The sequence below is a fragment of the Acutalibacter sp. 1XD8-36 genome, from assembly GCF_009917525.1.
In the GTDB taxonomy this organism is placed as follows: domain Bacteria; phylum Bacillota; class Clostridia; order Oscillospirales; family Acutalibacteraceae; genus Acutalibacter.
Map to the genome: position 1 here is coordinate 556,788 of NZ_QZDU01000002.1, position 21,102 is coordinate 577,889.

Below are 21,102 nucleotides of genomic sequence, written 5' to 3' on the forward strand. Positions count from 1 at the left end.
TTATCCTCCCTCTATTTTACCATTCTGCGTACTGCCGCGAAAAATTCATCGGTATAGTCCCCTGCAAGTATCTCGCGGACCTTTGCTTTCTGCTCCCATTCATCTATGGGCACCCATTTTGCGCCGTCCACCTCATGGGGCTGTAATATCAGTTCCTCTGCAGGGACATCCCTTACGAGGCCATACACGTCCATGAAGAAGCCCTCGGCCTTCCGGCGGCTGAGAAATACCAGCTCCTCCGGCAGGGCGCTCATGCCTGTTTCCTCTAAAAGCTCCCTCACAGCGGCGCTAAGGCTTGTCTCTCCTGAAAGCACCCCGCCTCCGGGGTTTTCCCATACTCCGGGATAAACGCTTTTCTCCATGCTCCTAAGGGTGCAGAGCACCTCTCTACGGCTGTTCACCACTGTGACAGTCACAGACAGATGGTAGTCCCCGGGGGCCTGCACGCCGCCCCGTTCCAGAGTCCGCCCGGTAAGCTCTCCGTTTTCATCGTATATGTCCCAAAGCTCCATATGTACCTCCCTACTGAGCCAAAAGCTCCCTGGCCCCCTGTACCGCAAGCCTCACGTATTCACCCAGCGGCAGCTCACGCACGCCAACCACCGTTACCGAACAGCGGCTCACCGGTATCAACAGCTTCTGGGCGCGGCTCTCTGAGACCGCTGCCGCCATAGCGGGGGTTATCTCTCCTAAAAGAGCGTTGGCTGTGATTATTCCTGTGGGGCCCATTATTATGTCCGCGTCCCGGCAGCAGACGGCTACAGGATTCTCCCCTGTGGCCCCCGCGTCAGCCCCGGCCTTGAGCATGGCGGCGGTGGCGGCTGAGTTTGTGCCCACGGCTATTATTTCCCCGGGCACATCCTCTGCCTTCAGGCCTGCAACTATAGCTGAGCCCATGCGCCCGCCCTGGCCGTCTATCACCACTATCCTTTTCTCTCTCATTCTTCCTCCTGTTTCCCTCCTGCCGTTTGGACGGTCCCGGCCTCAGGCTTCTCCCTGCCGGCCAGCAGCTTTTTCAAGTCCTCGCCCACACCGCTCCGCTCCAGCCACATACTCACCTCGCCTCCAAGGAAAAGGATGTACATGCAGAAGAACAGCCAGAACATCATTATCACCAGGGTAGCCAGACTGCCGTAAATGGAGAAATTGGAGAAATTCTCAACAAACAGCGAGAAAAAGTACGAAAACAGCACCCATCCCGCCGCACCGAATACCGCTCCCAAAAGATTGTGCCGGAACTTTGCCCGGCGGCGTGGCACAAAGGTATATAACAGGGTAAAGAATATAAAGAGCATTACAAAGCTCACCAGTGATTTAAAGTTTATGAGCAGGGCGGCTACAACAGGCCAGCGGTCCTGGATAGCCCGGTAGATGGTGGAGCCAAAGACCAGTAGGACCGCCGCCGCTATGAGCACCACCGCCAGCATAACCACGTATACCACTGCCATCACCCTGAGAAGGATATAATTGCGGGGCTGCTCCGCCTCGTAGATATGGTCCAGCCCCTTAATTATAGCGACCATGCCCATGGAGGAGGACCACACCGCTGCTATCACCGCCACCGGCAGCACCCCGGAGGCCTCAATGGGGCTGGGGATTATCTCTCCCAGGGCCGCGGAAAAGGCGTCGGGCAGCAGGTTCAGCGCGGCCTCTATCATTGTGACCCCTGAGGAGAAGTGTATGCGCTGCATGAGTGTCAGCAGAAACGCTAAGAAGGGCAAAAAGGAGGTGATTAGAAAAAAGGCGCTGTGTGCCGCAGAGGAATCTATGCGGTCCTCGGTTATGCGGCCCATAAACCAGAGCACCTGCTTTTTGATAAATGCCAGCATAGTGTCATGCACCTCCCTGCCCGAAGCTTCCGATAATTAGCGTAATAATGTATTGAGTATTATACCATAAGCGCACCGGGGCGGTCAAGTCCGCCCCTATATGGGCAGCGGCAGAAAAAGATTGATTATCCCCCACGCTTCTGCTACAATACTCTTAGTTAAAAATAAAGGAGTTGGTCGTATTGGATTATATGCGCCTGAAAAGCGGTACTGATGTGCGGGGAGCAGCCATAGAGACAGCGGAGGGCGGACCGGTAACGCTGACCGATGAAGCGGTTATTGATATTGCCCGGGCATTCTTAGTCTGGTGTGAAAAGCACCTGGATATACCTGCGAATAAGCTGAAGCTGGCGGTTGGCCGGGACTCAAGGCTATCCGGGCCAAGGATAGCCGGCGCCCTTAGGGAGGCCCTTGTCCCCTATGGCGTCACCTGCTTCGACTGCGGGCTGGCCTCAACGCCGTCCATGTTCATGGCAACTATAGACATCCCATGCGACTGTGCCGTACAGATAACCGCCAGCCACCATCCCTTCCACAGAAACGGCCTGAAATTCTTCACAAAGAATGGCGGCCTGGACAGCCCGGAGCTTGCGGAGGTATTGACTCTGGCTGGAGAGGGGGCATGTCCCCATAAATTTGAGGGAGGAAGCTGGCAGGAGTCCAACCATATGGAGCAGTACGCCGCTCATTTGCGGGAACTGATAGAGAAGGGGATAAATGCTCCCAATTACTACCGACCCCTTGAGGGCTTCCACATAACCGTGGACGCTGGCAACGGCGCGGGCGGTTTCTATGTAGAAAAAGTGCTGGCCCCACTGGGCGCAGATATCAGCGGCAGCCAGTTTCTGGAGCCAGATGGCAGCTTCCCCAATCATATCCCAAATCCGGAGGATACGGAAGCCATGGGCTTTGCCTCCAGGGCAGTTATAGAGTCCGGCGCAGACTTAGGTATAATCTTTGATACCGATGTGGACCGTGCAGGCGTAGTTGACCGCCACGGCAGGGAGATAAACCGCAACAGGCTTGTAGCCCTGGCCTCAGCCATAGCTTTGGAGGGGGCCCCGGGCGGCACCATAGTCACCGACTCCATTACTTCCGACGGCCTTCGTGAGTATATAGAGGGCACCCTCAGGGGCAGGCACCACCGGTTCCAGAGGGGATATAAGAACGTGATAAATGAGGCTTTAAGACTCAATGGCGAAGGAGTAAACTGTCCTCTTGCCATTGAGACAAGCGGGCACGCGGCCCTTAGGGAAAACTACTTCCTGGACGACGGCGCGTATCTTGTAACGAAGATAATCATAAAACTTGCGGAGCTGCGCCGGGAAGGGCGGGAGCTTGAAGACATGCTCAGCGAGCTCCGGGAGCCCGCCGAGGCCCTTGAGGTACGCATACCTATACTTGAGCAGGACTTCCGTTCCCGGGGCAACGAAGTTATAGAAAGCCTTGAGGCCTACTCTCAGGAGAAGGGCTGGCAGACAGCCCCGGACAACCGGGAGGGCATAAGGGTGTCCTTCCCCGCCGGGGAAGGTGAGGGCTGGTTCCTGGTGAGGCTCTCTGTCCACGACCCCATACTGCCGGTGAACATCGAGAGCGATGTTCCTGGGGGCACGGAGGTAATTCGAGGGAAGCTCCTGGACTTCTTTATCAGCGAGAGCCGGGGCCTTGATATTTCCGCCCTATGAATGGGGATAAGAGGGTCCGGGTGCTCACAGCCATGAGCGGCGGAGTGGATTCCTCAGTGGCGGCGCTGCTTTTAAAACAGGAGGGCTATGACAATATCGGCGTGACCCTAAAGCTGTTCTCCGGCGAAGACAGTACTGAGGATTTCCGGGGAGAAAAGGCCTGCTGCTCACTTGAGAGCGTCGAGGCGGCAAGGAGCGTGGCAAACAGGCTCCATATGCCCTTCTATGTGTTCAACTTTGCCGGGGACTTCCGGCGGGAGGTCATGGACCGCTTTGTTGAGACCTATAAAAGCGGCGGGACCCCAAACCCTTGTATCAGCTGCAACAGGTATGTGAAGCTTGGAAAGCTCTTTCTTCGGGCGGCTGAGATTGGCTGCGAGTATGTCGCTACAGGGCACTATGCCAGGGTAGAGCACGACTCCGGCAGCGGGCGTCGGCTCCTGAAAAAGGGGATAGATGAGGACAAGGACCAGAGCTATTTTCTCTATAACCTCAGCCAGGACCAGCTTTCACACCTGCTGCTGCCATTAGGCGGGCTCACCAAGCCCCAGGTGCGGCAGCTTGCCGAAGAGTCCGGGTTTATCAATGCCCGCCGGCAGGAGAGCCAGGATATCTGCTTTGTGCCAGATGGGGATTACGCAGGGTTCATAGAGCGGTACACCGGCGCCTCTCCTGAGCCTGGGGATTTTGTGGGGACCTCCGGACAGGTGTACGGGCGGCACAGAGGCATAATCCGCTACACCATAGGCCAGCGCAAGGGGCTGGGGCTGAGCTTTTCCCAGCCTATGTATGTGTGCGGCATAGTCCCGCTGAAAAATCAGGTCATTCTCGGGGAAGATAACGAGCTGTTTTCAGACAGGCTTATAGCCAGGGATTTAAACTTTATAGCCGTCGAAAGTATAAAGGAGCCCCTTCGGGTTACAGCCAAGATACGTTATAGGCATAAGGAACAGCCGGCAACGGCGGTGCAGACCGGGCCGGACGAGCTCACGCTGCACTTTGACCGGCCCCAGCGCGCCATAACCCGCGGGCAGGCCGTAGTGATGTATGACGGCGATACGGTTATAGGCGGCGGGACTATCTGCTGACAGTAAAAAGCGCCGCCTTTGGCAGCGCCTTTTGTACCGTCTACATCAGCAGAAACAGGAGTGCAAACATCAGCTCGGTGTTTCCCTCCTCGCCCCCCAGTATAAGTAATAACGCCAGCAGCATGGTGCGCTCCCGGTCCCTAAAGAGCTCCTCTAACAGGCTTTTAGGCGGCTCTCCTGTTGAGACCGAAGCCGGAGGGATTGCTGCCGGCGGCATTGGCTGCTCCACCGGAGGCGGAGGCTCGGGCGGCTTATGTTCGGCGGCGGGGGGCTCGGGCTCAGGGGCGCTTGCAGGCCGGGGCCTTCCCTGCCTTGCCCGGGACTGCATCTCCCTGGCCCTGCGCGCCGCCTCCTCCTGCATTCGCCGCATATCCATCTCAGGCATAGGCCAACCTCCTTACAGCCCCAGCCCGGGCATAAGCCCTGCCAGGCCCCCCATGTCCCGCAGCATTGGCAGCAGGCGCATCATCTGCAGTATCTTCACGGCCTCGTCTATCTTCCTGCGCCGCTCCGGGCCCAGCAGCGGCCTGAGGGCCGTCAGCAGGCGGGTGGAGTCGTCCTCCCGGTTTAGCTGGCTGAGCATAGGGGCAAGCTTTGCCACCATCGCCAGGGTATCCGGCCCTTCGGGGCCCTGAGCCTGAGGCGAAGCCGCCGTCTGCCCCCCGCCCAGCGCCCCGAGCATACCGGCAAGGGCCGACATGTCCGGCATTCCCTGAGCATGGTCTGGGGCGGGCTGCTGGCTGTCGCTCCCGCCGCTTTGCTGATTATTCAGCCCCAGCGAGCTTATCATGCCCTGCAGCTGCTTCATGCTGTTTGGGTCGGATAAAAACTGGCTGAGCTGTTGTTCCAGGCCGTCCATATGCCTCGCCCCCTTTTTTGTGGTGTTTGGTGTTTATTGAATTTGGTTATTTACCGCCCTGGAGCATTTGAATGAGTTTCTGTGCCTGGGGCGTTGCTAAAAGCTTCTTAGCCGCGTCCGGGTCTGAGAGAACCTTCTGCATGGCGGCGCTGTCGCCCGGGCTGGCATTGCCCAGCAGCTGGGAGAGCGTGCCGTCCTGGGCGGCTTTCTTCAGCGCCTCGGGTGTTGAACCCAGGCGCTGGGCTGTTATCTTCAGCAGAGCTTCCAGCTTGCTGTTGTCCATATTGTTCCCGTTCATTTTGGGGACCCTCCCTCTCATATGGCTTCTGTCCATATTATGCAGGGTTCGCAAGCTTGATTCATAATTTTTAGAATGTGAGGTATTTTAATGCGTATTTTGGTGACGTCAGACACTCACGGAGACTCCGGAAGCCTTCGCCGCGCGATACTTGCCCAGCCCAGCGCCGACATTGTCATACATCTGGGTGACGGCGGCGAGGATGTTGAGAAGGTAAGGTTCTCCTTTCCCAACAAGACCTTCCTGCAGGTGAGGGGGAACTGCGACTGGGGCAGCTCCGTGCCTGAGACAGGCGAGTATATGGCCGGGGACAGAAAGCTCTTTTTTACCCACGGGCATATGTACGGCGTGAAGTCCGGAGACTATACCATAATCACCGAGGCCCGCTCCAGGAAAGCGGATATTGTGCTCTTTGGGCACACGCATAAGCCCCGGGAGGACTATGAGGACGGGCTGTATATTATGAATCCCGGGCGGCTCAGCGGCTGGGAGCCCACCTATGGGATTATTGATATCACGGAGCAGGGCATAGTTCTCAATGTGATGAAGCTGCCGTGAGAGGAGAAATTATGTACAGAGAGATGACCATAAGCGACGCCCGGAGTGTCCTGCCACTCTATATTGACTACTATAATACCTGTGAGGATGGCGAATGGACGGAAGAGACTGCCGGGCGGCGCATACGTCAGGTGCTTGGCATGGACGGCGGGCACGGACTCCTCATGGAAGACGGGAACAACCCCATAGGTTTTGTGGTGGGCTATTTCAAGCAGTACGACGATCTTGTGTCCTTCATGCTGGAAGAGATTGTCATAGGCCTCTCCAGCCAGGGCAGGGGCTTGGGAACGGCCCTTCTCCGGGAGACCGAGCGCCGGGTGCGGGAGCTTGGGGCTGCGGGGATAGAGCTGAGCGCTGTAAACGACGGTATGCACGCCCATTTCTACGGTAAGGAAGGGTATAAGAACGCCGGAAACTTTGTGCAGATGGTAAAGTGGTTCCATGCCTAAGATATTGAAGTTCACAGCAGCGCTGAGCCTTATATCCGCCGTCCTCGCCGCCGCGCTGTACAGTATCTTCCCCCTCAGCATGTTCCTTACCCTTGCCATAACTTTCGGCACCATATCGTACCATCTCCTTATGCGGCTGATTATAGGCACGGCGCTGGGCAGTCCGGCTTTCATACGCCTGAACTATACTAAGGGCTGGTACAAAGTGCGGCCCTGGGAGCATAGGATGTACAAGCTTCTGAGGGTAAAGCGCTGGAAGAATAAAATGCCCACCTACAGCCCGGAGGACTTCTCCCCAAAGCTGCACAGCTGGGAGGATATCGCCGTTAATATGTGCTGTGCCGAGCGGGTGCACGAGGTCATCGCGGCATTGAGCTTCGTGCCGCTTATTGCCCACATCTGGTTTGGGGCCTTCTGGGTCTTTCTTGCTACCTCGCTGTGCGGGGCGGCCTTTGACCTGTCATTTGCGGTCATACAGCGGTATAACCGCATGAAAATAGCCAAAATAGCTTTCCGCCGGGGGGCCCGCCCTCATTGACAAACCCTGGAAAATACTTTATAATAAGAAAGTTGTGAGCCTGATATTTCCCCGGCTCTCAGAGAGAGGAGCTAACAGATTATGAGCTTTCAGATACTTGGCACGGGCAGCTTTCTGCCGGAAAAGGTTATAACCAATGAGGAGCTGTCCAAAATGGTGGACACCTCAGACGAGTGGATAACCAAACGCGTGGGCGTGAAGGAGCGCCATGTGTGCACCACCGAGAGCAATACGGACATGGCAGCTAAGGCAGCTGCCCGGGCCCTTGAGTCAGCGGGGGTCGACGCCCCGGAGCTGGACCTTATTATCGGCACCTCTGTAAGCGCCGACAGTATCTCCCCGGGCCTTGCCAGCATGGTACAGAAGCGTTTGGGGGCAAAATGCCCGGCCTTTGATATAAACGCCGCCTGCCCGGGCTTCTTATTTGGGCTGGAAATAGCCGCTGGCTTCTTCTCCAGGGGCACGGTAAAAAAGGTGCTGGTGGTCAGCAGTGAGCGCATGAGCGGGCTTATCGACTGGACGGACCGCTCCACCTGCTGTATCTTTGGAGACGGCGCCGGGGCCGTAGTGCTGGGCGTCGGCGACAGCTATCTTGCTTCGGAGCTGCACACCCAAGGCGGCGACGATGTTATAGACATCCCCACCGGCTGGAACAACTCCCCTTTCTATCAGGTGGAGCAGAAAAAGAACTGTGTATTTATGAAGGGCCAGGACACTTATAAGTTTGCGGTGACCTCCATGGTAAACGATATCCGCTCCGTCATGGAGCAGGCGGGTATCTCCGGGGAGCAGGTCTCTGCGGTGATACCCCACCAGGCAAACCTGCGCATTATAAGCGAGGCCTCAAGAAGGCTGCCGGAAATAGCGCCGGAGAAGTTCCTGGCAAATATCCAGGAGGTGGGCAATACCTCTTCGGCAAGCGAGCCCATACTGCTGGACAGGGCCGTGCGTTCGGGGCAGATAAAGCGCGGAGACTACGTTGTTATGGCTGCTTTCGGCGGCGGCCTCTCCAGCGCGGCCTGCGTTATCAGGTGGTAAAGTAAATTTAGGGGGAATATAGTTATGATAAGGACTCCACTATGTGAGCTTTTGGGGATAGAGTACCCCATCTTTCAGGGAGGCATGGCCTGGATATCCGACGGAAAGCTGGCGGCAGCCGTCTCAAACGGCGGCGGCCTGGGAATTATCTCGGCCATGAACGCAAACGCCCAATATCTTAAAGAGCAGATAGACCTCTGCCGCTCTCTTACAGACAAGCCCTTTGGTGTGAACATCATGCTCATGTCTCCCTTCGCCGCTGAGGTGGCGGAGCTGGCGGCAAAGGAGCGGGTGGCTGTCGTCACCACCGGCGCGGGAAATCCGTCAAAATATATGCCCATGTGGCTTGAGACCGGGGTGAAGGTAGTGCCTGTGGTGGCCTCCGTAGCTATGGCAAAGCTGGTGACAAAGGCCGGGGCCTCCGCCATAATAGCTGAAGGCGGCGAGTCCGGCGGGCATGTGGGCGACCTCACCACCATGGTGCTGGTCCCCCAGGTATGTGACGCCACCGACTTGCCGGTGCTGGCCGCCGGAGGCATTGCCGACGGCAGAGGCATTGCCGCCGCCTTCCAGCTGGGCGCGGTGGGCGTGCAGGTCGGCACAAGGTTCTTAGTGGCAAATGAGTGCGGAGTACACCCAAATTATAAAAAAAAGGTGCTTAAAGCTAATGATATAGCTACCATGGTGACCGGTAAGCGACTGGGACATCCTGTAAGGCAGATAAAAAACCAGTTCGCTAAGGATTTCTTTAAGGCTGAGTACAGCCAGATATCCGACGAGGAGCTGGAGGAGCTTGGGCGTGGAGCTCTGTACCGGGCCGCTATAGAGGGTGACGAAAAGACAGGAGATTTTCTCGCCGGTCAGATAGCCGGGATGGTGAATAAGGAGCAGCCCGCCGCCGAGATAATTGTGGAAATGTTCTCGGAAGCTGAGAAAGTGCTGAGCGGGGCCGGAAAGTGGCTGGCTTGAGCCTAATCGGGAGGTAAACTTCTTTTGGAACCTACTATACTTGTAATTATACTGTTTCTCATAGTCCTGTCGGTATCCTGCGCAGTTTTGTACTTTATAGTTAAAGCAGCCGTAACCCAGGGAATCAAGGACGCCCTATGGAACATTGAGGTCAGTATGCGTAACGCCGTTAAGAATGGCGTAACAGAAGCTCTGCAGGAGCTGGATAAATCCAAAGCTGAAACGGAGAGTAAAAATGGGTAAAATAGCATTCGTTTTCTCAGGCCAGGGGGCCCAGTATCCGGGGATGGGACAGTCCCTATGTGAGGCGAGCCCCGCAGCAAAATTCGTCTTTGAGCTTGCTGACAGCCTGCGTCCCGGCACCTCAAGTCAGTGCTTTTCAGGAACACTGGAGGAGCTCTCGGTTACAAAGAACACCCAGCCCTGTCTCTACTGCGTGGACTTAGCTGCAGCTAAAGCCCTGGAGGAGAAGGGCGTACGCGCGGACTATGCCGCCGGGTTTTCGTTAGGCGAGGTTGCGGCGGCGGCTTTCGCAGGTATCTTCACCGATAAATCAGGCTTTGAGTTCGTATGCAGGCGGGCCGAGGCCATGCAGAAGGCCGCCGAGGAGAATCCCGGCAGCATGGCGGCGGTGCTGAAGCTTACAAATGATAAGGTCGAGGAGCTCTGCGGGAAATTCACAAAGGTCTGGCCTGTGAACTATAACTGCCCGGGACAGCTTGTGGTGGCCGGGGAGTCCGGCCAGCTAAAGGAGTTCCAGGAGCTTGTTAAGGCAGAGGGAGGCCGTGCGGCGCCGCTAGCCGTGAGCGGCGGGTTCCATTCACCCTTTATGGAGAGCGCCGCCAGTGAGCTTGAGGATGTGCTCGCAAATATTGCGCTGGGCAGGCCCCGACTGCCGGTGTATGCAAACTTTACGGCAAAGCCCTATAGCGATAATGCCAAGGAATTGCTGGTGAGCCAGGTCAAGAGCCCGGTGCGCTGGCAGGAGACCGTTGAGGCCCTGGCCGCGCAGGGCGTTGACACCTTCCTTGAGTGCGGCCCGGGCAAGACCCTGTGCGGGCTCATAAAGAAGACTGTTAAAACCGCCAGAGTCTTTCAGGTGCAGGATGCGGAAACACTGAATGCCGCTCTGAGCGAGATTATATAAAGGAGAGATTGCCATGAAGCTTGAAGGAAAAACAGCGCTTGTCACCGGCGGTTCCCAGGGGCTGGGGAAGGCCATAGCCCTGAAGCTGGCGGAGAACGGCGCGGATATTGCCATCGCGTATGTTGGGCCCAGCGAGCCCGCGGAAGATACTCTTAATGAGATAGAGGCCATGGGGCGCAGGGCACGGCTCTATGTGTGTGACGTGCGGGACGAGAATGCTGTGAACGAGACTGTGGCAGCGGTCAAGAAGGACCTGGGGCAGATAGATATACTTGTAAACAACGCCGGGGTTACCCGGGACACCCTGATGGTGGGCATGAAGGACGAGGACTACGATATGGTGCTGGACATCAACCTCAAGGGAGCTTTCCACATGATTCGCGCCTGCTATAGGGACTTTATGCGCAAGCGCTCGGGGAAGATAATCAATATCAGCTCTATTGCGGGCCTCGTAGGCAACGTCGGGCAGGTAAACTACTCGGCGTCTAAAGCCGGACTTATAGGCATGTCCAAGTCTGTCGCCAAGGAGCTGGGGAGCAGGGGTGTATGCTGCAACTGCATAGCCCCAGGCTTTATCAAGACCGACATGACCAAGGATATCAAGGAGGATAACCCCCTCTTAGTCCAGGTACCCATGAAGCGCATGGGTTCTCCGGAGGATGTGGCGAACGTGGCGCTGTTCTTGGCCTCCCCCGAGTCCGACTATATCACCGGGGAGACCATCAGAGTTGACGGCGGGCTTGCTACCTGAGAAAATTTTTATATAATTTCAAAAACTAGATGAATTAGTATTGCAATCTCCTTCGAGATGCGGTAAAATAAGAGAGGATGATTTTGTTGAACCGGGTCGTGATAACCGGAATGGGCGCGGTTACTCCCATCGGCAACGATGTGGAGAGCTTTTGGCAGGGGCTGGTCTCAGGCAAATGCGGCGTTGGCCCAATCACCAAGTTCGACGCCTCCGAGTTCAAGGTCAGCGTAGCTGCGGAGGTAAAGGATTTTGACCCCTCAAAGTATATGGACAAGGGGGAGCTCAGAAAGTACGATGTCTTCTGCCAGTATGCTCTGGCGGCGGCAGCTCAGGCCGTAGAGTCCAGCGGCATACAGGGCACACTGCCCGGCGAGGACATCGGCGTATACTTCGGCTCCGGCATAGGCGGTATCGGCACCTTTGAAGAACAGCAGAAGCTGATGCTGGAAAAGGGTCCCAGAAGGGTATCCCCCTTCTTTATCCCTGCGCTTATCATCAATATGGCCGGAGGGCTTATCGCCATCAAGCACCACTTCCAGGGCGCGGCGGTGTCCTCAGTTACAGCCTGCGCCACCGGCAATAATGCCATCGGCGAGGCCTACAGGTCCATAAAGCACGGCTACCTGTCGGCAGCACTGGCTGGCGGCGCCGAGGCGGCTATCGTACCGCTGGGATTGGCGGGCTTTTCCAATATGAAAGCCCTGTCTACTACAGATGACCCCTCATATGCCTGTGTACCCTTTGACGCCAGGCGCAACGGCTTTGTTATGGGCGAGGGCGCCGGAGCCTTAATGCTGGAGGAGTATGAGCACGCTAAATCCAGGGGGGCCACTATTTACGGAGAGATATGCGGATATGGCGTAACCTGCGACGCCCACCATATCACCGCCCCTGACCCCGAGGGCAATGGGGGCGCAAGGGCCCTGAAGCTGGCCTACGACGAGGCCGGCGGGTGCGAAGCCCCCCATAAACTCTACATCAACGCTCACGGAACCAGCACCCCCCTTAACGACGCCTGCGAGACTATGGCCATTAAGAAGGGTCTTGGTGAGGACGCCGCCAGAGCCTGCATGATAAGCTCTACAAAATCCATGACCGGGCATATGCTGGGCGCGGCAGGAGCAGTAGAGGCCATTGCCTGCGTGCTGGCGCTTAAAGAGAGGCTTGTGCCGCCCACCATAGGCTATCAGGAGCCCGACCCCGCCTGTGACCTGGACTATGTGCCCAATTCGGCCCGCAGGGCTGATATCCAGCTGGCACTGTCCGCTTCCCTGGGCTTTGGCGGGCATAACGCCTATCTTGCTTTCCGCAGAATATAATACCGGGAGGTCTTGTATAATGGACGTAAAGTCAATAGAGAACCTGGCAAAGCTTATGAAAGAGAACGGGCTTACCTCTTTAGAGCTGTCTCAGGAGGGCATAAGCCTGAAGCTGGAGCGCGGGACGGAGCCTATGCCCATTCCGGCTGGGCAATACAGCCCATCGCCATTTGTAACCGCGCCTGTGGAGCCGGAGCCCGCGCCTAAAAAGGGCGCCCTGGTGCTCTCCCCCACTGTGGGCGTGTTCTATGCGGCGCCCTCGCCGGAGAGCCAGCCCTTTGTGGAGGTAGGCTCAAAGGTACAAAAGGGCGATACCCTGTGCATTATAGAGGCAATGAAGCTGATGAACGAAATCCCCTCCGAGGTGGACGGCACCGTGGTGGAGGTCTGCGTGGGCAATGGACAGGTGGTCGAATACAACCAGCCGCTGTTCCGTATTGCGCCGTAATATAGGGAGGCTGCTATGAACCGTGAAGAGATAAAGAATATTCTGCCCCATAGGGAGCCCATGCTGCTGGTGGACGAGGTGGAGCTTATAGACGGCGTGTCCCACGGCAAGTATCATGTCCGGGGGGACGAGTTCTTCCTGCAGGGCCATTTCCCGGGGAACCCGGTAGTGCCCGGGGTGATACAGTGCGAAATGCTGGCCCAGTCCGCGTGCGTGCTGCTGCTTGGGAAGGCTGAGGGCATGACGCCTCTATACACAGGGCTCAATAATGTGAAATTCCGTGGACAGGTGAAGCCCGGAGACATTTTCGAGACCCAGTGCGAGCTCACCCGCAGCCGGGGGAATTTTTACTTTGCCAAGGGTACCGGCAATGTAGACGGCAAAGTATGTGTTTCCGCGGAATTTTCCTTCGCGCTCGTTAAGACCGGGGTTTAAAGAAAGGGGCAGGCTTGTGTTCACAAAAATACTGATTGCAAACCGGGGCGAAATAGCCATACGCATAATACGCGCCTGCAAGGAAATGGGTATCTCCACAGTAGCCGTCTACTCCCAGGCCGACAAGGAGTCCCTGCATACTGCTCTTGCGGACCAGGCAGTGTGTGTAGGCGGGGCAAGGGCCGACGACAGCTACCTGGACGGCAAAAGAATAGTCAGCGCGGCTCTTGCAACAGGGGCCCAGGCCATCCATCCGGGCTACGGCTTCCTCTCCGAGAACGCGGAGTTCGCCCAGCTGTGCAGGCAGTACGGACTGACCTTCATCGGGCCGAGTGCTGAAATTATTTCCAAGATGGGGGATAAAGAGGCCGCAAGAAAGCTCATGCGCGAAAACGGCGTGCCTGTCACCCCGGGCACTGATGTGCTGGAGGGCCCCGGGGAGGCTTTGAAGGCTGCAAAGTCTATCGGCTATCCCGTTATGATAAAGGCCAGCGCCGGGGGCGGCGGCAAAGGTATCCGGCTTGTTGAGCGCCCTGAGGACCTGGAGCGCTCCTTCCGTACTGCTTGTGCCGAGGCTGAAAAGGCTTTCGGGGACGGGCGGCTGTATATGGAGAAATATCTGGCCCCGGCAAAGCACATAGAGGTACAGCTTCTGGCAGACCATGACGGCAATATTGTCTGCCTGGGGGAGCGGGAATGCTCCATACAGAAAAACCATCAGAAGCTTATAGAGGAGTCACCCTCTCCCGGCGTAAACCCGGAGACAAGGGAAAAGCTGGTACAGGCCGCCACAAGCGCCGCCCGGGCCGCCGGGTACGTGAACGCGGGCACCGTTGAGTTTTTAATGGACAAGTCGGGAAAGTTCTACTTTATGGAGATGAACACCCGCCTGCAGGTGGAGCACCCGGTCACGGAGCTTGTCACCGGCGTGGACATTGTAAAGTGGCAGATACGCATTGCCGCAGGCGTTCCGCTGGATTTTACCCAGAAGGATATCCAGCTCCAGGGCGCGGCAATAGAGTGCAGGATAAACGCCACCAAATCCAGCAGAGTAGAGTTTTTCCACCCGCCGGGCGGCCCCTGGGTGCGGTTTGACACCTTTTTATATCAGGGCTGCGATATCTCGCCATATTACGACTCTATGCTGGGCAAGCTTATAGTATACTCCTCCACGCGTGGGGAGGCCATACGTAAAATGCAGTCCGCCCTATGTGAGCTCCTGATTGACGGCGTTGAGAACAATATTGAGGAGCAGATAGATATAGTGCGGGACCGGCGTTTCAGGGCCGGGGATTACTACACCGATTTTATCAAGTATTTCAATCCCAAGGATAAAGGATAACCTTAGGTTAAGGAGAGGTCACGGCTTATGAATTTGATGGGACTGTTCCGCTCGCCCCAAAACGAGCTGGAAAAGGGCGGCAAGGAGGCCGAGGACGCAGGCATCCGCAGCAGCTGCCCTCGCTGCGGAGTACAGCTGCCTTTGAGCGACCTGCAGGAGAATATGAATGTCTGCACCGCCTGCGGCTACCATTTCAGGATAACCCCCCGGGAACGTATCGCCTATATCACCGACGAGGGCAGCTTTAGGGAGCTGGATGGGGAGCTTATGAGCCGGGACCTGCTGGACTTCCCCGGCTACGACCAGAAGCTCAGAAACGCCCGGCTGTCCTCCCGGGAGAAGGATGCCGTTGTCTGCGGCACAGCCGCTATCGGCGGTCACCCCTGCGCCCTGTTTGTTATGGACCCCAATTTTATGATGGGCAGCATGGGCACGATTGTAGGCGAAAAGATAACCCGCCTGTTCGAGTCAGCCCTTGAGACCGGCCTGCCGGTGGTGGGCTTCACTGTCTCCGGCGGGGCCAGGATGCAGGAGGGTATACTCTCCCTTATGCAGATGGCGAAAACCAGCGCGGCAGTGCGCAGGCACAGCGACAGTGGGCTTTTCTATCTGACTGTGCTCACCGACCCAACTTTGGGAGGGGTCACTGCCAGCTTTGCCATGGACGGCGACATCATAATGGCGGAGCCCGGAGCGACTATCGGCTTTGCCGGCTCCAGGGTCATAGAGCAGACCATCAGAAAGAAGCTTCCACAGGGCTTCCAGACCGCGGAGTTTCTTCTGGACCATGGGTTTGTGGACCTGATAGCTCCAAGGCTTGAGCAGAAGGAGACAATAGCCGGGCTGCTAAGGCTGCACCAGCCTGGCAGCATGATATCACAGGATGAAAAGGCAGGTGGACAGGAATGAGCGGCGCGGGAAATGCTTATGATAAGGTAATGCTTGCCCGGTCAAAGGGCCGCCCCACCGGCATCTCCTTTATCGAGAATATTTTTGAGGATTTTATAGAGCTGCACGGAGACCGGCGCTTCGCGGACGACCCCGCTGTTGTCGGCGGGCTTGCCACACTGGGCGGCATGCCTGTTACAGTCGTCGCCATTGAGAAGGGCTCTGACACCAAAGAGCGCATTCGCAGGAACTTCGGCATGACAAACCCTGAGGGCTACCGCAAGACACTTAGGCTGATGAAGCAGGCCGAGAAATTCCACAGGCCGGTCATATGCCTTGTTGATACCTCCGGGGCCTACTGCGGCCTGGGCGCTGAGGAGCGCGGCCAGGGGCAGGCTATTGCTGAAAACCTGATGGAGCTCTCCGCACTGCGTACCCCGGTCATATCCATTCTGATTGGCGAAGGCGGCAGCGGCGGTGCCCTGGCTCTGGCCCTGGCAGACCAGGTCTGGATACTGGAGAACGCCATGTATTCCGTGATTTCACCAGAGGGCTGTGCCAGTATCCTCTGGAAGGACGCAAAACGTGTCCGGGACGCTGCAGACTGCCTACGGCTGACAGCCCAGGATATGCAGGAGCTCGGGGTGGTGGAGCAGGTGATACCGGAGGAGGATATCAGCGCCACCTATAAACAGATAAAGTCCCTGCTGGCAGAGGAACTGCCAAAGCTCATGAAGCTCCCATCCGATGAGCTATTAAGAGCGCGCTACAGGCGCTTCAGGCAGTTCTGACAGGTTAGTTAAATATACCAAAAACTCTTTTTATAGAGATATGTGAAAAGCCCCTGCAGGTGCAGGGGCTTTTCTGTGCCGGTATATATTCTAATTTAATATGTCCCCCATATCTATATTCTCCTCGGCATAGTACCTGGCTTGAGCGTCCCATAGCAGCCGGTAAGCTCCATGCTCATCCTCAAGCAGCCTGTCATGGCTTCCCAGCTGCACCATCTGTCCCTTACGGAATACCGCTATCCTGTCGCAAAACCTACATGAAGACAGCCTGTGGGAGATACAAACCGCAGTTTTCTTCCCCGCTATCTCGTCAAAGCGCCTGTACACTTCAGACTCGGCTAGGGGGTCCAGTGCCGCCGTAGGCTCATCCAGCACCAGGAAGGGGGCGTCCTTGTACAGCGCCCGGGCCATAGCAGTCTTCTGGGCCTCGCCGCCGGAAAACTCCATGCCGTTCTCATCAAAATCCCTGTTGAGATAGGTATCGAGGCCCTGGGGCATTTTCTCCAGAAGCTCCCCGAGTCCTGCCTCCCTCAGGTCATGGAGCACGCGCTCCTTGTCATACTTCACACTTGCCGCCACGCTCTGGCCCAGCTGGAAGGAGAATAGGTGATAGTCCTGGAATACCACCGAGAACAGGGCCATGTACTCGTCATAGTTATACTTCCTGATATCTATGCCGTTAAGCGTAATCACCCCCTCTGTAGGGTCGTAGAGCCTGCACAGCAGCTTTATCATTGTGGTCTTGCCGCTGCCGTTTCTGCCCACCACAGCCAGCCTCTCACCTATGCGCAGCGTTAAGTTCAGGTGCCTGAGTGCCCAGGCGTCCGTGCCGGGGTACTTGAACGATACATCCTTAAACTCGATAAGGAATTCGTTATCAAGACGCTTCTCTGTGGGGATTGTCCCCTGGTACTTGGTATTCTCCCTGTCCAGAAACTCAAATGTCTCCCGGAGAAACTCATTATTACTAATGACCTCAGTAAGCTTTTTTACAAATTTCTGTAAGCTCCCGGCAAACCGGCTCATGGCGCCCACATACTGCACTATGCCCCCAATTCCTATCGCCCCGCACCAGGCCTTGGCTGTCACAACCAGATAAACGGCTCCGCTGAGCAGATAGGGAAATACTGCGGTAACAGCGCTTGTCCATCCTATGGTAGAAGAATGCTTTTCCTTTACATCCCCAAAGATATTAATAAAGTAATTGAGCTCACCCTGCATAATATCTATCTCATTATACAGCCGCATATCCTTGCCCTGCTTGTGGTCGTTGGGGAGAATCCAGTTAAAATACATAAACAGCCGGTTTACAAGGGTCATCTCGTCGCCCATAGAGTCCCAGGCCTTAGTGTTTTTGTCAGAGACTGCCTTGAAAGCTATAAAAGATATAAGCAGGACCGCTATTATTATAACCGTGCCCCAGCCCGAGGCAAATATCCCCGCCATACCCGGCACATACGGCGTCGGGGCGAAGAATAGCCCAAGGGCCAGCACCAATGAGCTCAGGACGCCCACTATGCCCTCCACAAGGTCGCTCACGGCCCAGTGCAGGATAACAAGCCCCCGCCCCCAGTTTTGAAGCTGCTTAATCTTGTCCAGCTTTTCCTGTACCCGCACATCCTCCACGTCCTGATAGTCCATTTTAAGCAGCTTGCGGGAGTAGAGCATATACATATCCTGCCACATGGTGGTGTAAAGAGCCTCCTTGCGCCTGCCACAGAAGCTTCGGGCCAGGAGCAGCACAAGGCCTATGCCCACGGCAAGCCCCGCCAATAACGCCAGCCGCTCCACGTTCCTGTCCCCAGCCAGCTCGTCTATCAGCTGCCCGGAGAAATACAGGGTGATAAGTGGGGTCACCGCTGAAATGGCTGCCTCGCACGCATAACAGGCAAGCGTCTGCCCTCCGCCTATTTCTACAAGATATTTATATCCCCGGACTATAAGGGCCATCTCCTCCTTAAACCGGCTCCATCTCTGCTTCATCTGTGAGCCCTCCTTCCTCGTTTACGCTGCGGCGGTAGTATGAGCTCTGCACCTCGTAGAGCTCGTAGTATTTCCCCCTTAGGTCCAAAAGCTCCTCATGGGTGCCCTCCTCAATTATATCGCCCCGCTCCAGAAACAGCACCCTGTCACAGAAGCGCGTGCTTGAAAGCCGGTGGGATATATATAGGGAGGTCTTCCCGGCGGTCAGGCTGCTGTATTTCTCATAGAGCTCCGCCTCAGCAATGGGATCAAGAGCTGCTGTAGGCTCGTCCAGTATGACTATCGGGCCGTCCTTATAAAGCGCCCGGGCCAGCATCAGCTTCTGTGCTTCGCCGCCGGACAAATCCACCCCGTCATGCCAGATATACTTTCATAAGCCTTGTGTCCATCCCCTTTGGCAGCTCCCCGACCCGCTCGGATAGCCCGGCAAGCTCTATGCAGCGCTCCACCTTCGCCCGGTCCATATCGTCCGTCATGGCCACGTTTTTTGCAAGAGAATAGGGCCGCACCGCGGACTCCTGGAACACCGCCGAGAACAGGTCGTAATACTCCTCCCGGTTAAATTCTGTGACAGGTATGCCGTTTAGCAGCACTCTCCCCTCTGTGGGGTCATATAACCCGCATAGGAGCTTCACCAGCGTGGACTTACCCGCTCCGTTAAGGCCTACTAAGGCCGCCTTCTCTCCCGAGCGCAGTGTCAGGCACATATCGTGTATCGTATCCTTTTCAGCTCCAGGATAGCGGTAGCTCACGTGTTCAAGGGTAAGCTCCCATCCACCGCCGGCGGGTACAGGCCTGCCGCCTTCATGCCTGAATTCATCGGGCCAGTCCAGCAGCTCGCGGAAAACGGCTATCTTTAGATGGGCCCTGTGCAAATCCGAGAACTCCTTTAGACAGCTCATCAGCTGCTCTGAAAAGTTGCCTACTGCACTAAAGTACAGCACAAATGCCGCCGGGTCAACGCTTCCTGTAACGGCGCCGTATATAAGCCATGCGTAGGCCGCACCCTCCCTGAGAAAGGTGATAAGGCAGCCAACGGCGTCCGCAAAAAACTCCACCCAGCTCTGCTTTTTTCCCCAGTCCTTCCTGGCCCTGGAGCAGCTGTCGTACAAATCACAGAGCCACTCCGACATGCCGAATAGCCGCACATCCTTTGCAAACTTATAGTTACCTGATTCGGTCATGATATATTGCAGCTTCCGTTCAAATGGTGTCCAGTTGTCCCTGTTTTTGAACGCCCAGCTGTTGGCCCGAAGCCTTGCTATAAATCCCACGCTTGTGAGCGCCGCCACCATCAGCAGCACCCAGGGGCTCATGCTCCACAAGACGCCGCATATATCACAAGACCGATGAATGCTGTAGAAAGCCTTTGCATCATACGGAATGACTCCTCTAATTCGGAGTCATTGTTGTTCATAACCTCCAGTCGTTTTTCCGAGACATTGAGAAAATCCTGCTGCTCACCGTGAGGGTAGTCGGTTGCTGCTATCTTTAGGACCGCGTCGCATCCAAGCCGTAAGCGCGGACTGGTTAGGTAGCGAAAATCCGTATAACTGTAAAGCCCCTGGCCTGCTGCGGCGCAGAGCAGCAGACCCAATGACATAAGTCCTATCTCCAGGGTAATGCGCTCAAAACTGGCGCCCTGCTCCAGAAGGGCAATGACCCGGCTTGGCAGCACCATAGCGATGGCGGGGATAAGCGTCAGGGTGACAATAATTATAGCCGCCATGGGAAAGTAGACTGGACTGGACCTCCAGGCTGCTTTCAGCATGAACCCCATATCGCTGAGCATTGAATACTTGGGCTTCTTTTTATATTTTTTCTTCATTCAGACCTCGCTCCTTTCGCCTAAAACTATAGCATATCTGCCCTGAAAAAAGTAAAACCGTGCACGAACGGTATCCCACCGCGCATGAACGGTAATTTTTCTGGCTATTTACAGTGGCAGCATTATCTCCGTGGAGAAGACCCCCTCCTCCTGCTGGCGGTTTACATAGCCCCCGCAGAGCTTTGCCGCCCTGTCTATCTGGGAGAGCCCGAAGCCGTGGCGGGCGAAACGGTCCCGCCCGGACTTCGAGGAGACATACCTGCCATTCTCCATCTGGCTCTTGCCCGGAGATGAGTTGGTAACATTCACATAGAGCTGCCCTTTCATTGGGGCTATATACACCCTCAGAAAGCGCCCCTCCTGGTCCGCACCCCTCAGGCAGGCCTCCATGGCATTGTCCAGCAGGTTTCCAAGAATAGTGCAGAGTCTCACGTCGGGTATGCCAGAGGCTGTGGGCACATTGGCTTTTGCACTGACGGTTATCCCGTTGGAGCGGGCCAGGGACAGCTTGCTGTTGAGTATGGCGTCAGCCATCACATTTCCTGTGCGCAGCACATCGTCCACCTGCTCAAAGGAGCTTGAGAGCTCTGAGAGGTAGTCCTCCAGCATGTCCGTCTGTCCAAGCTGAAGATATGCCTGCATGGTCTGGGCATGATTTCTAAGGTCATGGCGCATACCCCTTATCTGCCGGTAAAGGTTCTCCACCTCCTGCACCTGCCGCTTCAGCAGGTCCGACTGAAAGAGCTCCGTGCTCTGCATGGCTCTGCCCAGCGTCAGCTTTCTGCACAGTATAAGCGCACCGGCAAATATGAGCACAGTAATAATTGTTATGGTCGCTATTAGCCAGCCTGGCATATGC

Annotated in this window: 27 protein-coding genes; 16 read left to right on the top strand and 11 right to left on the bottom strand. The window is 56.2% G+C overall.

Annotation, left to right across the window (positions count from 1 at the left end; genetic code table 11):
• Nucleotides 1-11 precede the first annotated feature (11 nt).
• From D5270_RS06355 to D5270_RS06365, 3 genes are read right to left on the bottom strand one after another with little or no spacing between them, the layout of a single operon-like run.
• Nucleotides 12-512 (bottom strand): NUDIX hydrolase, encoded by a 501-nt coding sequence (locus tag D5270_RS06355; RefSeq protein ID WP_166543276.1) that lies wholly within the window; start codon nucleotides 510-512, stop codon nucleotides 12-14.
• Between the two features lie 10 nt (nucleotides 513-522).
• A complete protein-coding gene (locus tag D5270_RS06360; RefSeq protein ID WP_166543277.1) occupies nucleotides 523-942 on the bottom strand; it encodes a DUF3842 family protein in 420 nt (139 codons plus the stop codon).
• Nucleotides 939-1,829, bottom strand: a complete 891-nt coding sequence (locus D5270_RS06365; RefSeq protein ID WP_166543278.1) for a YihY/virulence factor BrkB family protein — start codon at nucleotides 1,827-1,829, stop codon at nucleotides 939-941. The genes D5270_RS06360 and D5270_RS06365 overlap by 4 nt, the downstream gene beginning before the upstream one ends.
• A 191-nt stretch (nucleotides 1,830-2,020) precedes the next feature.
• On the opposite strand from D5270_RS06365, the gene D5270_RS06370 reads away from it, so the two are divergent.
• Together D5270_RS06370 and mnmA are read left to right on the top strand one after the other, a co-directional pair.
• Complete coding sequence (locus D5270_RS06370; RefSeq protein ID WP_207709314.1) at nucleotides 2,021-3,514, top strand: phosphomannomutase/phosphoglucomutase; 1,494 nt, start codon at nucleotides 2,021-2,023, stop codon at nucleotides 3,512-3,514.
• Entirely contained in the window at nucleotides 3,511-4,602 is a 1,092-nt protein-coding gene (gene mnmA / locus D5270_RS06375) for a tRNA 2-thiouridine(34) synthase MnmA (RefSeq protein ID WP_166543280.1), read from the top strand. The genes D5270_RS06370 and mnmA overlap by 4 nt, the downstream gene beginning before the upstream one ends.
• Nucleotides 4,603-4,642: 40 nt before the next feature.
• Here mnmA and D5270_RS06380 read toward each other — a convergent pair whose 3' ends face one another.
• The 3 genes from D5270_RS06380 to D5270_RS06390 are packed head-to-tail and all read right to left on the bottom strand — an operon-like array spanning nucleotide 4,643 to nucleotide 5,759.
• A complete protein-coding gene (locus D5270_RS06380) occupies nucleotides 4,643-4,987 on the bottom strand; it encodes a hypothetical protein (RefSeq protein WP_166543281.1) in 345 nt (114 codons plus the stop codon).
• 12 nt (nucleotides 4,988-4,999) lie between these two features.
• Nucleotides 5,000-5,461: a hypothetical protein gene (locus tag D5270_RS06385; RefSeq protein WP_166543282.1), complete on the bottom strand. Its 462-nt coding sequence runs from the start codon at nucleotides 5,459-5,461 to the stop codon at nucleotides 5,000-5,002.
• 46 nt (nucleotides 5,462-5,507) lie between these two features.
• Nucleotides 5,508-5,759 carry a hypothetical protein gene (locus tag D5270_RS06390; RefSeq protein ID WP_166543283.1) on the bottom strand — a complete coding sequence of 84 codons (252 nt, stop codon included), beginning with the start codon at nucleotides 5,757-5,759 and terminating at the stop codon, nucleotides 5,508-5,510.
• 90 nt (nucleotides 5,760-5,849) lie between these two features.
• Between D5270_RS06390 and D5270_RS06395 the strand changes: the two genes are divergently transcribed.
• From D5270_RS06395 to D5270_RS06460, 14 genes are all read left to right on the top strand, one after another.
• On the top strand, nucleotides 5,850-6,317 hold the full coding sequence (locus D5270_RS06395) for a metallophosphoesterase family protein (protein WP_166543284.1): 468 nt from the start codon (nucleotides 5,850-5,852) through the stop codon (nucleotides 6,315-6,317).
• Nucleotides 6,318-6,328: 11 nt separating this feature from the next.
• The gene (locus D5270_RS06400) at nucleotides 6,329-6,766 is read left to right on the top strand and encodes a GNAT family N-acetyltransferase (RefSeq protein WP_166543285.1); all 438 of its coding nucleotides are present in this window, start codon (nucleotides 6,329-6,331) and stop codon (nucleotides 6,764-6,766) included.
• Complete coding sequence (locus tag D5270_RS06405) at nucleotides 6,759-7,304, top strand: hypothetical protein (protein WP_166543286.1); 546 nt, start codon at nucleotides 6,759-6,761, stop codon at nucleotides 7,302-7,304. Before D5270_RS06400 ends, D5270_RS06405 begins: the two co-directional genes overlap by 8 nt.
• 81 nt (nucleotides 7,305-7,385) lie before the next feature.
• Nucleotides 7,386-8,342, top strand: a complete 957-nt coding sequence (locus D5270_RS06410) for a 3-oxoacyl-ACP synthase III family protein (protein ID WP_166543287.1) — start codon at nucleotides 7,386-7,388, stop codon at nucleotides 8,340-8,342.
• A 24-nt stretch (nucleotides 8,343-8,366) separates the two neighbouring features.
• The gene (locus D5270_RS06415) at nucleotides 8,367-9,311 is read left to right on the top strand and encodes a nitronate monooxygenase (protein WP_166543288.1); all 945 of its coding nucleotides are present in this window, start codon (nucleotides 8,367-8,369) and stop codon (nucleotides 9,309-9,311) included.
• A 24-nt stretch (nucleotides 9,312-9,335) separates the two neighbouring features.
• Nucleotides 9,336-9,554 carry a hypothetical protein gene (locus D5270_RS06420; protein WP_166543289.1) on the top strand — a complete coding sequence of 73 codons (219 nt, stop codon included), beginning with the start codon at nucleotides 9,336-9,338 and terminating at the stop codon, nucleotides 9,552-9,554.
• Entirely contained in the window at nucleotides 9,547-10,458 is a 912-nt protein-coding gene (gene fabD, locus D5270_RS06425; RefSeq protein ID WP_166543290.1) for an ACP S-malonyltransferase, read from the top strand. The genes D5270_RS06420 and fabD overlap by 8 nt, the downstream gene beginning before the upstream one ends.
• Nucleotides 10,459-10,471: 13 nt before the next feature.
• A complete protein-coding gene (gene fabG / locus D5270_RS06430; protein WP_166543291.1) occupies nucleotides 10,472-11,209 on the top strand; it encodes a 3-oxoacyl-[acyl-carrier-protein] reductase in 738 nt (245 codons plus the stop codon).
• A gap of 83 nt (nucleotides 11,210-11,292) precedes the next feature.
• Nucleotides 11,293-12,528 carry a beta-ketoacyl-ACP synthase II gene (fabF, locus tag D5270_RS06435; protein ID WP_207709315.1) on the top strand — a complete coding sequence of 412 codons (1,236 nt, stop codon included), beginning with the start codon at nucleotides 11,293-11,295 and terminating at the stop codon, nucleotides 12,526-12,528.
• A 19-nt stretch (nucleotides 12,529-12,547) separates the two neighbouring features.
• Nucleotides 12,548-12,976, top strand: a complete 429-nt coding sequence (accB, locus tag D5270_RS06440) for an acetyl-CoA carboxylase biotin carboxyl carrier protein (protein WP_161473179.1) — start codon at nucleotides 12,548-12,550, stop codon at nucleotides 12,974-12,976.
• A 15-nt stretch (nucleotides 12,977-12,991) separates the two neighbouring features.
• Nucleotides 12,992-13,411: a 3-hydroxyacyl-ACP dehydratase FabZ gene (gene fabZ / locus D5270_RS06445; RefSeq protein WP_166543292.1), complete on the top strand. Its 420-nt coding sequence runs from the start codon at nucleotides 12,992-12,994 to the stop codon at nucleotides 13,409-13,411.
• Between the two features lie 16 nt (nucleotides 13,412-13,427).
• Nucleotides 13,428-14,753 (top strand): acetyl-CoA carboxylase biotin carboxylase subunit, encoded by a 1,326-nt coding sequence (locus D5270_RS06450; protein ID WP_166543293.1) that lies wholly within the window; start codon nucleotides 13,428-13,430, stop codon nucleotides 14,751-14,753.
• A 27-nt stretch (nucleotides 14,754-14,780) separates the two neighbouring features.
• Nucleotides 14,781-15,662, top strand: coding sequence for an acetyl-CoA carboxylase, carboxyltransferase subunit beta (gene accD / locus D5270_RS06455; protein ID WP_166543294.1), 882 nt, complete (start codon nucleotides 14,781-14,783; stop codon nucleotides 15,660-15,662).
• On the top strand, nucleotides 15,659-16,432 hold the full coding sequence (locus tag D5270_RS06460) for an acetyl-CoA carboxylase carboxyltransferase subunit alpha (protein ID WP_166543295.1): 774 nt from the start codon (nucleotides 15,659-15,661) through the stop codon (nucleotides 16,430-16,432). Before accD ends, D5270_RS06460 begins: the two co-directional genes overlap by 4 nt.
• Before the next feature lie 90 nt (nucleotides 16,433-16,522).
• Here the strand turns inward: D5270_RS06460 and D5270_RS16710 are convergent, their stop codons facing one another.
• From D5270_RS16710 to D5270_RS06485, 5 genes are all read right to left on the bottom strand, one after another.
• The gene (locus D5270_RS16710; RefSeq protein ID WP_166543296.1) at nucleotides 16,523-18,415 is read right to left on the bottom strand and encodes an ABC transporter ATP-binding protein; all 1,893 of its coding nucleotides are present in this window, start codon (nucleotides 18,413-18,415) and stop codon (nucleotides 16,523-16,525) included.
• A complete protein-coding gene (locus tag D5270_RS17035) occupies nucleotides 18,390-18,758 on the bottom strand; it encodes an ATP-binding cassette domain-containing protein (protein WP_166543297.1) in 369 nt (122 codons plus the stop codon). Before D5270_RS17035 ends, D5270_RS16710 begins: the two co-directional genes overlap by 26 nt.
• 10 nt (nucleotides 18,759-18,768) lie before the next feature.
• A complete protein-coding gene (locus D5270_RS17040; protein ID WP_166543298.1) occupies nucleotides 18,769-19,731 on the bottom strand; it encodes an ATP-binding cassette domain-containing protein in 963 nt (320 codons plus the stop codon).
• Entirely contained in the window at nucleotides 19,728-20,243 is a 516-nt protein-coding gene (locus tag D5270_RS06480; protein WP_166543299.1) for a hypothetical protein, read from the bottom strand. Before D5270_RS06480 ends, D5270_RS17040 begins: the two co-directional genes overlap by 4 nt.
• Nucleotides 20,244-20,351: 108 nt before the next feature.
• Nucleotides 20,352-21,098, bottom strand: coding sequence for a sensor histidine kinase (locus tag D5270_RS06485; RefSeq protein ID WP_166543300.1), 747 nt, complete (start codon nucleotides 21,096-21,098; stop codon nucleotides 20,352-20,354).
• Nucleotides 21,099-21,102: the final 4 nt, after the last annotated feature.

Excerpts from the sequence above, each read along its gene's own strand:
- D5270_RS06370 (WP_207709314.1), top strand. The coding sequence starts at position 2,021 with ATGCGCCTGAAAAGCGGTACTGATGTGCGGGGAGCAGCCATAGAGACA.
- D5270_RS17040 (WP_166543298.1), bottom strand. The coding sequence starts at position 19,731 with ATGAGCCCCTGGGTGCTGCTGATGGTGGCGGCGCTCACAAGCGTGGGA.
- D5270_RS06380 (WP_166543281.1), bottom strand. The coding sequence starts at position 4,987 with ATGCCTGAGATGGATATGCGGCGAATGCAGGAGGAGGCGGCGCGCAGG.
- D5270_RS06460 (WP_166543295.1), top strand. The coding sequence starts at position 15,659 with ATGAGCGGCGCGGGAAATGCTTATGATAAGGTAATGCTTGCCCGGTCA.
- D5270_RS06385 (WP_166543282.1), bottom strand. The coding sequence starts at position 5,461 with ATGGACGGCCTGGAACAACAGCTCAGCCAGTTTTTATCCGACCCAAAC.
- mnmA (WP_166543280.1), top strand. The coding sequence starts at position 3,511 with ATGAATGGGGATAAGAGGGTCCGGGTGCTCACAGCCATGAGCGGCGGA.
- D5270_RS06485 (WP_166543300.1), bottom strand. The coding sequence starts at position 21,098 with ATGCCAGGCTGGCTAATAGCGACCATAACAATTATTACTGTGCTCATA.
- D5270_RS06360 (WP_166543277.1), bottom strand. The coding sequence starts at position 942 with ATGAGAGAGAAAAGGATAGTGGTGATAGACGGCCAGGGCGGGCGCATG.
- D5270_RS16710 (WP_166543296.1), bottom strand. The coding sequence starts at position 18,415 with ATGAAGCAGAGATGGAGCCGGTTTAAGGAGGAGATGGCCCTTATAGTC.
- accB (WP_161473179.1), top strand. The coding sequence starts at position 12,548 with ATGGACGTAAAGTCAATAGAGAACCTGGCAAAGCTTATGAAAGAGAAC.
- D5270_RS06400 (WP_166543285.1), top strand. The coding sequence starts at position 6,329 with ATGTACAGAGAGATGACCATAAGCGACGCCCGGAGTGTCCTGCCACTC.
- D5270_RS06415 (WP_166543288.1), top strand. The coding sequence starts at position 8,367 with ATGATAAGGACTCCACTATGTGAGCTTTTGGGGATAGAGTACCCCATC.
- D5270_RS06405 (WP_166543286.1), top strand. The coding sequence starts at position 6,759 with ATGCCTAAGATATTGAAGTTCACAGCAGCGCTGAGCCTTATATCCGCC.
- D5270_RS06410 (WP_166543287.1), top strand. The coding sequence starts at position 7,386 with ATGAGCTTTCAGATACTTGGCACGGGCAGCTTTCTGCCGGAAAAGGTT.
- D5270_RS06480 (WP_166543299.1), bottom strand. The coding sequence starts at position 20,243 with ATGAAGAAAAAATATAAAAAGAAGCCCAAGTATTCAATGCTCAGCGAT.
- D5270_RS06395 (WP_166543284.1), top strand. The coding sequence starts at position 5,850 with ATGCGTATTTTGGTGACGTCAGACACTCACGGAGACTCCGGAAGCCTT.
- D5270_RS06365 (WP_166543278.1), bottom strand. The coding sequence starts at position 1,829 with ATGCTGGCATTTATCAAAAAGCAGGTGCTCTGGTTTATGGGCCGCATA.
- fabD (WP_166543290.1), top strand. The coding sequence starts at position 9,547 with ATGGGTAAAATAGCATTCGTTTTCTCAGGCCAGGGGGCCCAGTATCCG.
- fabG (WP_166543291.1), top strand. The coding sequence starts at position 10,472 with ATGAAGCTTGAAGGAAAAACAGCGCTTGTCACCGGCGGTTCCCAGGGG.
- D5270_RS06355 (WP_166543276.1), bottom strand. The coding sequence starts at position 512 with ATGGAGCTTTGGGACATATACGATGAAAACGGAGAGCTTACCGGGCGG.
- D5270_RS06390 (WP_166543283.1), bottom strand. The coding sequence starts at position 5,759 with ATGAACGGGAACAATATGGACAACAGCAAGCTGGAAGCTCTGCTGAAG.
- fabZ (WP_166543292.1), top strand. The coding sequence starts at position 12,992 with ATGAACCGTGAAGAGATAAAGAATATTCTGCCCCATAGGGAGCCCATG.
- accD (WP_166543294.1), top strand. The coding sequence starts at position 14,781 with ATGAATTTGATGGGACTGTTCCGCTCGCCCCAAAACGAGCTGGAAAAG.